Origin of the sequence: Streptomyces sp. NPDC048392, assembly GCF_043200575.1 — a bacterium.
In the GTDB taxonomy this organism is placed as follows: Bacteria; Actinomycetota; Actinomycetes; order Streptomycetales; family Streptomycetaceae; genus Streptomyces.
Genome location: NZ_JBICYB010000004.1, coordinates 34,554 through 47,689, shown reverse-complemented (window position 1 = coordinate 47,689; position 13,136 = coordinate 34,554). Strand labels below are relative to the sequence as shown.

At 75.1% G+C, this 13,136-nt stretch carries 6 protein-coding genes; 5 read left to right on the top strand and 1 reads right to left on the bottom strand.

Going from position 1 to position 13,136, the window contains the following annotated elements; genetic code table 11:
* Positions 1-159: 159 nt before the first annotated feature.
* Positions 160-1,812, bottom strand: a complete 1,653-nt coding sequence (locus ACGFYH_RS08405) for a serine/threonine-protein kinase (protein WP_393802347.1) — start codon at positions 1,810-1,812, stop codon at positions 160-162.
* 427 nt (positions 1,813-2,239) lie between these two features.
* Between ACGFYH_RS08405 and ACGFYH_RS08400 the strand changes: the two genes are divergently transcribed.
* The 5 genes from ACGFYH_RS08400 to ACGFYH_RS08380 all read left to right on the top strand — a co-directional run bounded on the left by ACGFYH_RS08400 (position 2,240) and on the right by ACGFYH_RS08380 (position 13,073).
* Positions 2,240-6,691: an FHA domain-containing protein gene (locus tag ACGFYH_RS08400; RefSeq protein WP_393802346.1), complete on the top strand. Its 4,452-nt coding sequence runs from the start codon at positions 2,240-2,242 to the stop codon at positions 6,689-6,691.
* A gap of 259 nt (positions 6,692-6,950) precedes the next feature.
* On the top strand, positions 6,951-8,351 hold the full coding sequence (locus ACGFYH_RS08395; RefSeq protein WP_393802345.1) for an ABC transporter substrate-binding protein: 1,401 nt from the start codon (positions 6,951-6,953) through the stop codon (positions 8,349-8,351).
* Between the two features lie 4 nt (positions 8,352-8,355).
* Entirely contained in the window at positions 8,356-9,720 is a 1,365-nt protein-coding gene (locus ACGFYH_RS08390) for a carbohydrate ABC transporter permease (RefSeq protein ID WP_393802344.1), read from the top strand.
* The gene (locus tag ACGFYH_RS08385) at positions 9,717-10,634 is read left to right on the top strand and encodes a carbohydrate ABC transporter permease (RefSeq protein ID WP_393802343.1); all 918 of its coding nucleotides are present in this window, start codon (positions 9,717-9,719) and stop codon (positions 10,632-10,634) included. The genes ACGFYH_RS08390 and ACGFYH_RS08385 overlap by 4 nt, the downstream gene beginning before the upstream one ends.
* Positions 10,635-10,811: 177 nt before the next feature.
* Positions 10,812-13,073 carry a CDP-glycerol glycerophosphotransferase family protein gene (locus tag ACGFYH_RS08380; RefSeq protein ID WP_393802342.1) on the top strand — a complete coding sequence of 754 codons (2,262 nt, stop codon included), beginning with the start codon at positions 10,812-10,814 and terminating at the stop codon, positions 13,071-13,073.
* Positions 13,074-13,136 lie beyond the last annotated feature (63 nt).

The following is a 13,136-nucleotide window of genomic DNA, read 5'->3' as shown; positions in this document are numbered from 1 at the left end:
CTACCGACGCGTGTGCGCCTAAAAGTACGCGCCCGAGGAGCCAACCTTCACAGCGGAGGCGGAAATCACCCTCCGGATGTCGACAAGTCTCCAGACTCGGCCGATCCGGCCAACGTGGCCGGTCCGGCCGGTCCGGCCGACTCGGCGGCCGGTGGGGTCTCAGCCGCTGGAGCCGCCCACGTCCCCGATCCAGTCGGTCGCGGTGGTGAACCAGTCGCTGAGCTGCTCCCAGTAGCCCTTGCCGGTGCCGATCCAGTCCTGCAGGGGGCTCAGTTCCCAGACCAGCCAGCCGGCCACGAACAGGATGAGGAGCGTGAACAGGCACCCCTTGAGGCAGCCGAGGCCGGGGATCCGCATGGGGTTGGCACTGCGCTGCCGCGGCGGCCTGGGTTCGCGCCTGGGCGGCTGCGGCTCGGGCGTGGGCGGCGGGGCGTACCGCTGCGGCTGGGGCCGGGGCTGCTGCTGGGGCTGCGGAGTGGCGTACCGCTGCGGCTGCTGCTGCGGATAGCCGTAGCCGGGCTGCTGGGGCGGCGGGCCCTGTGGGGCCTGGCGCGGCTGCTGGGGCGGCCGGGAGACCTGCCGCTGGGGGCGGCGGCGCAGCGGGTCCTGGTTCGGGTCGAGGTACTGGACCTGGGTCTGCTCGTTGCGGTCGCGGGCGGCGCGCAGCTGGTTCTGCCAGGGGTGCGGGTCCTCGGGCCCGCCCTGTCCCGGCCCGCCCGGCCGGCCCGGCCGGCCCGGGGGCACCGGTGGCATGACGGCGGTGGGGTCGGCGGCGCCCGCCTGGCCGCCGGTGTGCGGCAGAACGCTGGTCGCGCCGTTCGGGTCGTAGGCGCCGTTCGGGTTCTGCGGCAGGACCTGCGTCGGGTCGGCGGCACCGGGGGCGTCCGGGACCTGCGCGGGCGCCGGGTCGGGGACGAGGAGCACGGCCACGTTCTCGGCGGCGCCGATTTGCGCGCTGTTGGCGTGCACGCCGATGCCCTCGGCGACGACGCGCAGACCGCGGGCGAGGTTCTCGGCGCTGGGGCGTTCGTCGGGGTTCTTGCGCAGGCAGTGCTCGATGACCGTCCACAGCGGGTCGGGGACGGTGGAGGGGCGGCGCGGTTCGGCGCTCAGGTGCTGGTGCAGCACCTCAAGGGCGGAGCCCCCGCCGAACGGGGGACGGCCGGTGACCAGCTCGTACAGCAGGATGCCGGCGCCGTAGACGTCGACCGCGGAGGTCTGCGGGCGGCCCTCGGCGGACTCCGGCGCGACGTACGCGGGCGTGCCGACGAACTCGTGGGTGCGGGTGAGGCCGGGTGAGTCGGCGAGGCGGGCGATGCCGAAGTCGGTGAGCATCGGGTGCATCTCGCCGCCGGTCTGCCTCAGCAGGACGTTGGCCGGCTTCAGGTCGCGGTGGACGACGCCGTCGGCGTGGCTGGCGGCCAGCGCGTCGGCGATCTGCGCGGTGAGCAGCGCGGCGGCGACCGGGGTGAGCGGCCCGTTCTCGCGCAGATAGCGGTGCAGGTCGGGGCCGTCGACGAGGTCCATGACGAGGGCCAGCAGCTCGCCCTCGACGACCAGGTCGCGGACCCGGACGATGTTGGGGTGGGTGAGCCGGAGCAGGACGGAGCGCTCGCGCAGGAAGCGCATCACGATGTCCGGGTCGCTCGCGAGCTCTTCCTTGAGGACCTTGATCGCGACGGTCTCGCCGGGCTGCCCGGCCACGGCCGCCTCGGCCCCCGCGGTCTCGCGCTGGCGGGCGCGCCAGACGGTGCCCGTGGCGCCGCGGCCGAGGGGCTCCTCGAGGAGGTACTTGCTGCCTACCGGCCGCACGTCATGCGCTCCTAGTTGCTTGCTGGCTGTTCGGACCCACTGTAGTGCCGCGGTCCCGGCGCCGGGCTGTCGTCGTCCTGTGGTTCCCGTGGGACCCGCCGGCGCGTCCCGCGGCCGCCTCCGGGCCGTGTTCGAAGGAAAGACGCTCGACCCGGTCCCTTGGTTGCCGTTGCCGTACGTGACCGATCTCAAGCGGACGCCATTCGATCATCCGCAGGACACCTGTCAGGCATTTTTGGGGGCAGAGCCGACCAATCAAGATCATTTGACGGTGGACGACGGGCGTGTTGTCAGTGGCAGGTGCGAGGATGCCTGCAGTACTGGCCGACGTGCTCGTGTGGCGGTGGGGGAAGTCCGCGGTGGGGGACCGTGGTGACGGCTTCTGTCCCGGCGTGCGGGCGCCCGCGCGAAGGGACCGCTGACGGCGATGCAGATCCGGCTGACCGTCGTAGACCCGCTGGGCCCGCATGCTTCGGCCGCTTCGGCGGGGGGCCGGGCCGCGAGTTGTGACGTACTCGTCACCGCGCCCGCCGGCACGGCCCTGGCCGCGGTCGCCTCCGCGCTGGCCGCGGCGCTCCCCGGCGGCGAGGGCACGGGCTCCGGCCAGGTGGTGCTGTACGTCGGCGCGCAGCGGCTCGACGCCCAGCGCAGCACCCTGGGCGAGCCGCCGCTGATCGACGGTGCCGTGCTCTGCCTGGGCGCCCCGGGCGAGCCCGACCCGCACGCCGAGCCGGCCGACGTCCCCGCCCAGCTCCACGTGGTCGCGGGCCCCGACGCGGGCGGCGTCCACCTGCTGCACGGTGGCCAGATCCGGCTCGGCCGCTCCGCGGACGCCGACGTCGCGCTCGACGACCCGGACGTCTCCCGCATGCACTGCGCCGTGACCGTGGGCCCCGACGCCCGCGTCTCGGTCGCCGACCTCGGCTCCACCAACGGCACCACCCTGGACGGCGCCCGTGTGGGCGACCACCCGGTCCGTTTCGCGCCGGGCGCGCTGCTGCGGATCGGCGAGTCGGCCCTGCGGCTCGTTCCGGTGCCTCCGGCGGCCGAGGCCCGGGTGGCGACGACGCCGGACGGGGAGGGTTACGTACGGCTGTCGGAGCCTCGGCCGCGGGACGACGGGGACGGTGACGCGGCGGGCCACGCGCGCGTGGCCGACGGGGCGGAGGGGCACGCGGGCAGCACCGGCGGCCGCTCCCGCGCGACCGGACCGGCCCACGGCCCCGCGACCGGACCCGCGGGACCCTCGCGGGTGGCCGGCGCGGGCGTCGGAGACGCGCACTGGTCCGGTGCGGCACATGACCCCGCTCGTGGCTCCGCGCGCCCGGCCTGCCGTCCGGGCGGCCCCCCGGACGCGGCGGGCGCGGCGGACGGAGCGGCACCGGCCCCCACGGCCCGCGGCACCGGGGCGGGCGGGACGGCCGGGGCCCACGGGCGGACTCATCACGCGTACGGCACGTCCGGGTACGGCACGGGCTCGGTGCCCGTCGAGCCGCCGCAGGTCCCCGGCCAGGGCGGCGCACCCCGCATCGAGAGCCACGGCACCGGCCCCACGGCGGGCCCGCCCCGGCAGTCTCCCGCCGGAGGCGGGACGCACGGCGGCGCGCAGGGCGCGGGGGCGTACGCGACGGGTGTGCCCGGCGCGGGCGGGCACCACGCCCCGGTCCCCGGCACACCCGTCGAGGACGCGTACGGCCCGGGCGCTCCCGCGCGGGGCGCGACCCGCCCGGGCCGCTCCGGCGCGGGCATGCCCGGCACCGGCGCGTCGGGCACCGGCACGTCCGGTGGGGGCTCGCCCCGCTCCGGCCCCGCGGGCGCGGGCGCCGGGACAGGTCCCTCGGGCGCGCGTGCTTCCCGCACGGGCGCGACCGACGCGGGCACGTACGGCACCGGCACGTACGGCACGGGCACGCACGGCACCGGCACGGGCTCGCCCCGCTCCGGCCCCGCGGGCGCGGGCGCCGGGACAGGTCCCTCGGGCGCGCGCACTTCCCGCACGGGCGCGACCGACGCGGGCACGTACGGCACCGGGGCGCCGGAAACGGGCACGTACGGCACGGGCACGCACGGCACCGGCACGGGCGCGTACGGCACAGCTTCTTCCAGCGCGCGCGAGTCCCGCACGGGCCCGGCCGACACCGGCACGTCCGGCACGGGCACGTCCCGCTCCGGCGCTGCCCGCGCGGACACGTCCGGGACAGGTTCCCCCGGCGCGCGCGCCGCCCGCACGGGCGCGGGCGATCCCCACCCGGGCGCCTTCCACGCGGACGCCCCCCACCCGGACACCCCCCGTACGAACGCCGCCGGTGAGGCAGCCCGCCGCTCCGCCGGTGCCCCCGGCGGGGAAGGCGGCACCGGCCCGGACGACCGCGCCGGCCGGGAGGACGGCTCCGCTCCCCGCACCGGGCGCAAGGGGACTCCACTGCGCGGCACCGAGGTACCGCCGGAGGTGCGCAGGCGCGGTGGGATAGGGGCGTGGGCGCGGCGGCTGACCGGTGGGCGGGCAGGCGCGCAGGAGGTCACCGTGTCCGGCGTGGGCGACTACGAGGAGGTTGCGCCGGGACCGGCACCGGCCGCCCCGGCCCCCTCCCCGGGCGCCCCCGAGACCTGGCCGGACCCCGCGGCGCTGCTGCTGACGGCGCTCGGGCCGGGGCCGCGGCTGTGGGAGCGCGGCCCGGGTCACCCGGAGGCGCTCACCGTGCGGCTCGGTACGGCCGACCGGGTGGCGCCGGGCGGTGCGGCGCTGCCCGCGGTACCGGTGACCGCCGACCTGCGCGAGGTCGGCGCGCTCGGACTCGCGGGCCCGCGCGCGCGGCTCGCCGGACTGGCCCGCTCGGTGCTGGCCCAGCTCGCCGCGCTGCACTCCGCCGACACCCTGGAGATCGTCCTGATCAGCGCGGACCGCTCCCGTCCGCTCACCGAGCGGAACGCCGAGTGGTCCTGGCTGGGCTGGCTGCCACAGCTGCGCCCGGGTCACGGCCAGGACTGCCGCCTGCTGCTCGCCCACGACCGCGAACAGGCCACGGCCCGCGCCCAGGAGCTCCTCCGCCGCCTGGAGGACCACCTCTCGGACGCCCGGTCCGGAGCACGGCCCCCCGCCGCCACGGTCCCGGCCCAGCCGACGGCATCCTCACCGGACTCGCCCCAGGACAGGACCACGGGCACCCTCCGGCAGCAGCCCTCCTGGGCGCGGCCCGACGACGGGACCGACCCGGCCGACGGCTTCACCGGTCCGTACACCGTGGTCGTCGTGGACGGCGACCCCGGCGGTGCCGACGTGCGCGAGGCGGTGGCGCGGCTGGCCCTGGAGGGGCCGCGGGCCGGTATCCACGTCGTGTGCCTCGCCGAGACGGCCGCCGCCTCCCCCACGTCCCCGGTGGCGCGGACGTACGAGGCGGCCTGCGCGGTGTCGCCGGTGTTCCGGGAGTGCGGTGCCGTGGCGCTGCTCAGCGGCGACGTGGCGACGACCCTGCGGCTGCTGCGCGTCGCCCGCGCGGGCGCGGCCCCGGGCACCCCGGCCGCTCCCGCCGGCCCGGCCGCTCCCGCCGGCCCGGCCGCTCCCGCCGGCCCGGTCGGCCCCGTCGGCCCGGTCGGCCACGGCACCCTCGGCACGGTGGACGCGGTCTCCCTGCCGTGGGCCGAGCGGTTCGCGCGCGCCCTGGCCCCGCTGCGCACCGACACCGCCGTCGGTGGCGAGCGGCACGCGCGCGTGTCCGCGCCACTGCCCCGGGCGGCCCGGCTCCTCGACGAGCTGGGCCTGGCCCGCGCCACCCCGGCCTCCCTGATGGCCCGGTGGGCCGACGCGGCCGACGGCACGGAGGCCCTCGGGGGCCGTGCCCAGGCGGTGCTGGGCGCGGGCCCGCGCGGCCCCGTCACGGTCGACCTCACCGCCGAGGGGCCGCACCTGCTGATCGAGGGGCCGCCCGGCAGCGGCCGCACCGAGCTGCTGCGGGCCCTCGTCGCCTCGCTCGCCTCCGCCGAACGCCCCGACCGTCTCGGCGTCGTCCTCGTGGACGGCCGCGACAGCGTGAGTTCGGGCGGCGCCCACGGCGAGGGCCTGCGCGCGTGCACGGACGTACCGCACGTCACCACTCACCTCACCGCCAACGACCCCGTCGTCATGCGGGAGTTCGCCCAGTCGCTGAGCGCCGAGCTGAAGCGGCGCGCCGAGCTGCTCGGGCGGTCGGACTTCGCCGAGTGGCACACCGGACGCGAGGTGTCGGGCCGGCTGGTCTCCCAGCGCACCCCGACCGCCGGCGGTCCCGGTCCGGCGGGGATGCCGGACAACGGGGACGTCGACTCCCCGCCCAGCTCCACCATGCGGCTGCGCCCCGGAGCGGCCCGGCGCCGGGCGGACGCCGTACCGCCGCTCCCCCGCCTCGTCGTGGTCGTGGACGACCTCGACGCCCTCGTCACGCCCCCGCTCGGTTCTCCGGGGAGGCCCGCGGCGGGGTCGGTGATGCGTGCGCTGGAGGCCGTCGCGCGGGAGGGCGAGCGGCTCGGCGTACACCTGGTGGCCGCCACCGCGCCCGGCGGCCGCACGGACCGGACCGAGCCCGCCCTCCGCGCGACCCTGCGCGTCATCCTGGACGCGCCGGTGCCGGGCCCGGACGAACCGGCTCCCGGACGCGGCCGGTTGGCCCGTGCGGACGGCCGGGCCGTGGTGTTCCAGGGCGGCCGGGTCACGGGACGCATCCCGCGCACGGCGACCCTGCGGCCCACGGTGGTCCCCCTGGAGTGGCACCGCATGGGCGACCCGCCCACCCGCCGCCCCGTACGCGAGCTGGGCAACGGCCCGACGGACCTGGCGCTGCTGGCCAGCGCGCTGGAGCGGGCGGCCCGGGAGGTGTCGGCGGCGAAGGTCCCGTCCCTTCTGTAACGCCGGGACTTCCAGCCAAGGCCGGGAAAATCCCACCCGTCCGGCGGTTGCGGACGAGGCCGTCCAGCCGGAGCGGGGGTCCGAGGACGGCGGCCACCGGTCCGCCCGCGCCACGCCGGGCGTTTGGCCACGGTCACGACGCGGTCACGATCTCCGTCCCGACCGCCGACGCGCTCTTGCCGCTCTCACCCCCCTGGCGTACACCAGAGCGCACGGGACAGCGCCGGACGTGCGACAAGGAACGAAGAACGGGGCATTGATGCGCACGAGCAGCACCATGCGGACTCGCAAGACCCGCGGCAGTACCTCCAGCAGGACCGCCCGGGCCGCCGCCACCCTCGCCGCGGGAGCGCTCGCGCTCTCGCTCACCGCGTGCGGCGGCGGGGACGACGACAAGGACAGCGGCGACAAGGGCGGCGACAGGGATCCGGCCGCCTCCGTCACCCTCCCGAAGCTGGACGGCCAGAGCCTGGAGGTCGCCGCCGTCTGGACCGGCACCGAGCAGGAGAACTTCAAGAAGGTCCTCGCCGAGTTCGAGAAGCGCACCGGCGCCGAGGTGACCTTCGTGCCCGCCCAGGACCCGATCATCAACTTCCTCGGCTCGAAGATCGCGGGCGGCGCCCCGCCGGACGTGGTGATGCTCCCGCAGCCCGGCGCCATCAAGCAGGCCGTCGACAAGGGCTGGGCGAAGCCGCTGGGCGCCGAGGCGACCAAGGAACTCGGCGAGAACTACTCGCAGGGCTGGCAGGACATCGGCAAGGTCGGGGGCAAGCAGTACGGCGTGTACTACAAGGCCGCCAACAAGTCCCTGATCTGGTACAACGCGCAGGTCTTCGAGAACGCGGGGGCCGCCGAGCCCAAGACCTGGGACGAGTTGCTCACCACCGCCCAGACGATCTACGACTCGGGTGTCACCCCGTTCTCGGTCGGCGGCGCGGACGGCTGGACCCTCACCGACTGGTTCGAGAACGTCTACCTCTCGCAGGCGGGCCCGGAGAAGTACGACCAGCTGGCCAAGCACGAGATCAAGTGGACGGACCCCTCCGTGAAGGAGGCGCTGACCACCCTCGCCGAGATCTGGGGCAAGAAGGACTACGTCGCGGGCGGCGCTTCCGGCGCGCTCCAGACGGAGTTCCCGGCCTCGGTGACGCAGACCTTCACCGGCGGCGACCAGCCGAAGGCGGGCATGGTCTACGAGGGCGACTTCGTCCAGGTCAACATCGGTGAGACGAAGGCGGAGATCGGCACGGACGCGAAGGTGTTCCCGTTCCCGGCCGTCGGCGACACCGCGCCGGTGGTGTCCGGCGGCGACGCGGCCGTGATCCTGGAGGAGTCGAAGGCGGCGCAGGCGCTGGCCACCTGGCTGGCCTCGCCGGACGCGGCGGCGATCCAGGCGAAGCTGGGCGGTTTCCTCTCGCCGAACAAGGGCATCGACTCGTCGGTGTACCCGAACGAGGTGCAGAAGAAGATCGCCGAGGCGCTGGTAGCGGCGGGCGACGACTTCCGCTTCGACATGTCGGACCAGGCCCCGCAGGCCTTCGGCGGCACTCCCGGCAAGGGCGAGTGGAAGACGCTGCAGGACTTCCTGAAGAACCCGAAGGACGTCGCGGGTGCCCAGGCGAAGCTGGAGGCGGACGCGGCCGCCGCCTACGGAGGCTGACGCGATGACGTCGGCCACGGCGAGGGGAGCCGCCCCGGCCCCTGAGGGCCCACCGGCTCCCCTCGCCCCGAAGTCGCGCAAGAGCGTGACCGGCACCCGCGGGTCCGTGGCAGCCCTGTTCCTGCTGCCCGCCCTGGTACTGCTCGGCGCGCTCGTGGTCTACCCGATCGGGTACTCGCTGATCCGCAGCTTCTACGACCAGTCCGGCGACTCCTTCGCGGGATTCGACAACTACCAGGCGCTGTTCACCGACGACGGCATCCGCACCGCCCTGAAGAACAACATCATCTGGGTGGTGTTCGCGCCGGCGGTCGCCACCGCGCTCGGCCTGATCTTCGCGGTGCTGACCGAACGCATCCGCTGGGGCACGGCGTTCAAGCTGGTCGTCTTCATGCCGATGGCCATCTCCATGCTGGCCGCCGGGATCATCTTCCGCCTGGTGTACGACCAGGACCCGGACAAGGGCGTCGCGAACGCGGTGTGGGTCGGGGTGCACGACACGTTCGCCGAGTCGTCCGCGTTCCCGAAGGCGCATCCGGGCCGTGAGTCGCCGCTGAAACCGGAAGGCGGCGGCGCGTTCATCACGAAGCGGCCGGTCGTCGCGGGTACCCCGGTCGTCCTCCCGCTCGTCGGCGTCGCCCCCGACCTGATGCCCGACACCGCGCGGAGGGCAGTGGCCGCCGAGCCCGAGGACGGCAAGGTCACCGGCACCACCTGGCAGGACTTCACCCGCGGCAAGGGCGTGGGCAAGCTGGGCGGCGTCGACGCGGCCGAGCTGGGCTATGCCGGGATGAGGATCGAGGCGGTCAAGGACGGCGAGGTCGTCGCGTCGGCCACGGCGGCCGGGGACGGCACGTTCACGCTGCCCGCCGCGGCCGACGGGGCGCTGCTCAGACTGCCCGCCGACAACTTCGAGGAGCCGTACAACGGCCTGAACTGGCTCGGCCCCTCCCTTGTCACCCCGGCGATCATCGGATCGTACGTGTGGATGTGGGCGGGCTTCGCGATGGTGCTGATCGCGGCCGGGCTCGCGGGGATGCCCCGGGAACTCCTCGAGGCCGCCCGGGTCGACGGCGCCAACGAGTGGCAGGTCTTCAGACGGGTCACGGTGCCGCTCCTCGCACCGGTCCTCGCGGTCGTCGCCGTCACCCTGATGATCAACGTGCTGAAGGTCTTCGACCTGGTCTTCATCATCGCCCCGGGGTCCTCCCAGGACGACGCGAACGTGCTGGCCCTGGAGCTGTACCGCAAGGGCTTCGCCGCCGACCAGCCGGGCATCGCCAGCGCCATCGCGGTGTTCCTGCTGCTCCTGGTCATCCCTGTGATGTGGTTCAACGTACGGCGACTGCGGCGGGAGGTGCGGCGATGACCGCGGACGCGGGTTCCCTCACCAAACCCACCACGCCGGCGCCCGAAAGGGCCGTCGGGGCGAGGCGGTCCCTGGCGTCACGGCTCGCCGAAAGCGTCAGCGGCGGACTCGTCCGTGCCTTCCTGCTCGTGGTGGGCCTGTTCTGGCTGGTTCCCACGATCGGGCTGCTGCTGTCCTCGCTGCGCACGCCCCAGGACATGGCGTCGAGCGGCTGGTGGGAGGTCTTCACCGAGCCGTCCCAGCTGACCTTGCGGAGCTACGAGGAGCTGCTGAGGAACGGCGACATCACCTCCTCCCTCCTCAACACCGTGATGATCACCGTCCCGGCGACCGTCCTGGTCGTGGTCATCGGCTCCCTCGCCGGCTACGCCTTCGCGTGGATGGACTTCCCGGGCCGCGACTGGTGGTTCCTGGCCGTGGTCGGGCTGCTCGTCGTGCCCGTGCAGGTCGCCCTGATCCCGATCGCCGAACTCTTCGGGAAGATCGGCCTGTTCGGCTCGGTCCTCGGGGTGGTCCTCTTCCACGTCGGCTTCGGCCTGCCCTTCGCGGTGTTCCTGCTGCGGAACTTCTTCGCGGAGATCCCGAGAGAGCTGCTGGAGGCGGCCCGCCTGGACGGCGCGGGTGAACTGCGGCTGTTCGTACGAGTCGTGATGCCGCTCGGCGGCCCCGCGATCGCGAGCCTCGGCATCTTCCAGTTCCTGTGGGTGTGGAACGACATGCTGGTCGCGCTGATCTTCTCGGACTCCGGGAGCCAGCCGATCACGGTCGCCCTGCAGACCCAGGTGCGGCAGTTCGGCAACAACATCGACGTACTGGCACCGGGTGCGTTCATCTCCATGGTGATCCCGCTGGCCGTGTTCTTCGCGTTCCAGCGGCAGTTCGTCTCCGGCGTGATGGCGGGCGCCGTCAAGTAGCCGATGCGACAACACCCTTGAGGGGGCGGACCGGTCACCGGTCCGTCCCCTCCCCCGTACGGGGCATTCGGACGCGCACGGGTCGCCCGATTGCCGCAGGGGCCGTAACCAAGTCACTCCATTGGCCGTTGCCGGGCCGAGCGCCCGCGCCGACCCCGCCGACCCATGGATGTCCTCGTGCCCAGGTTCAGTGTCATCGTTCCCGCGTACCAGGTTCAGGCGTATCTGCACGCGTGCCTGGAGTCGGTGCTGGCCCAGTCGTACCCGGACCTGGAAGTGATCGTGGTCGACGACTGCTCGCCGGACGCCTGCGGGGCGATCGCCGACGAGTTCGCGGCTCTCGACCCGCGCGTCCGCGTCGTACGCCTGCCGCGCAACGAGGGCCTGGGCCCCGCCCGCAACGCCGGCATGGAGCGGGCGGGCGGCGACTACCTGGTCTTCCTCGACGGGGACGACACCCTCGCCCCGGACGCGCTGCGGGCCGTCGCCGACCGGATCAAGGAGACCGGGGAGCCGGACGTCCTGGTCTACGACTACGCGCGTACGTACTGGACCGGCGAGACGGTCCGCAACCAGGCCGCCGCACACCTCACCGAGCGGGGCCCGGCACCGTTCCGGCTCACCGACCGGCCCGGGCTGCTGAAGCTGCTGATGGTGGCCTGGAACAAGGCGGTGCGGCGGGAGTTCGCCGAGCGCGAGGGCCTCGCCTTCCCACCGGGCTACTACGAGGACACCCCCTGGACGTACCCGGTCCTGATGACGGCGGGGTCCGTCGCCACCCTGGACCGGGTCTGCGTGCACTACCGGCAGCGCCGGCGGGGCAGCATCCTCGGCACGCCGAGCGAGCGGCACCTGGACGTCTTCGACCAGTACGACCGCGTCTTCGCGTTCCTGGAGTCGCACCCGGAGCACGCCCACTGGCGGCCGCTCCTGTACCGCCGCATGGCCGACCACCTGACGACGGTGTACACCCGCCCCGACCGCCTCCCGCGCTCCCTGCGCGCCGAATTCCTGCGCCGGGCCCGCGTCCACTGCCGCCGCTACCGGGTCCCGGGCGCGCCCGCCCCGCTGCCCGTGCGGCTGCGCCACGCCCTGCTCCGGCTGGGCCTGCGCCGCACCTACGGAGTCCTGCGGCTGGCGTCGGCCCTGCGCCGCCGGACGGCGAAGGTCACCGCGGGACTGCCGCGCGCCGCGCGGACCGTCGCCCTGCGCCTGCACTACCGCCTCCAGCGCCGCCTCCCGCTGCGTACCGACCGTGCCGTCTTCGCCGTCGAGGGGGACCGGGGGTACGGCGGCGACCCGGGCGCGCTGGAGGAGGCGTTCCGCCGCGCCGCGCCGCACGTGCGCACGGCGTGGGCCGCCGGCCCCGCGCACCACCACACCGTCCCGCCCGGCACGCGCCGCCTGACCCCCGGTACGGCCGCCCACTGGACGGCCCTGGCCCGCTCCCGCTACCTGGTGCGCGACTCGGCCTTCGACGCGGGCCTGGTCAGGCGCCGGGGCCAGGTCCTGGTCCAGACACAGGCCGGAACACCCCTGGGGCACGCGGGTCTGGACCTCCAGGAGCGCCCGGCCGCCGCGGGCGGCACCGACTTCGCGCGGCTGCTGCGCGACGTCGACTCCTGGGACTACGTGGTCTCCGCCAACCGCCACTCCACCCTGACCTGGGAACGCGTGCACCCCGGCGACTGGACCGCCCTGGAGTACGGCCAGCCGCGCACCGACGCCCTCCAGCGGGCGACTGCGGCGGACGTGGCGCGGCTGCGCGAGACCCTCGGCATCCCCGAGGGCACGGTGGCGATCCTGTACGCGCCCGTCCACCGCGACTACCGCCGCACCCAGCGCCTCGCCCTGGACCTGGAGCGCGTCGTACGCCGTCTCGGCCCGCGCTTCATGGTGCTGGCCCGCGCCGACCCCCGCCACGGCGGACCGCTCACCGTGTCCGGGGGCCGGGTCCTCGACGTCAGCGACCACCCGCACGTGGAGTCGCTGTGCCTGGCCTCCGACGCCCTCGTCACCGACTACTCGGCACTGATGTTCGACTACGCGGGCCTGGACCGGCCGATCGTGATCCACGCGTACGAGCACGAGGCCTACGAGGCGGCCCGCGGCACCTACTTCGACCTGTGCGCCTTCCCGCCGGGCGCGGTCGCGCGGGACGAGGACGAGCTGATCGGTGTGTTCGCGGGCGGCGACTGGCACAGCACCCGCTCCGCCCGGCTGAGGGCCGCCTTCCGCGAGCGGTTCTGCCCGTACGACGACGGCCGCGCCGCCGAGCGCGTCGTACGCCGGGTGGTACTGGGCGAGACCGGCCTGCCACCGGTCGTGCCGCTCGCCGAGCGCCGCCCCGCGCCCCCGGCCGCCGCGGCCCTCGCGCGCACCTCGCTGGCCACGGTGCCGCAACCCGCGGGGCCCCGCACCGTCACCGACAGCCTCTGAACGCCGTTTGTCCCCCGGGAGCCCGCATGCCCCGCAGTTCGTCGCGGCCCACCCCGGCCCGGC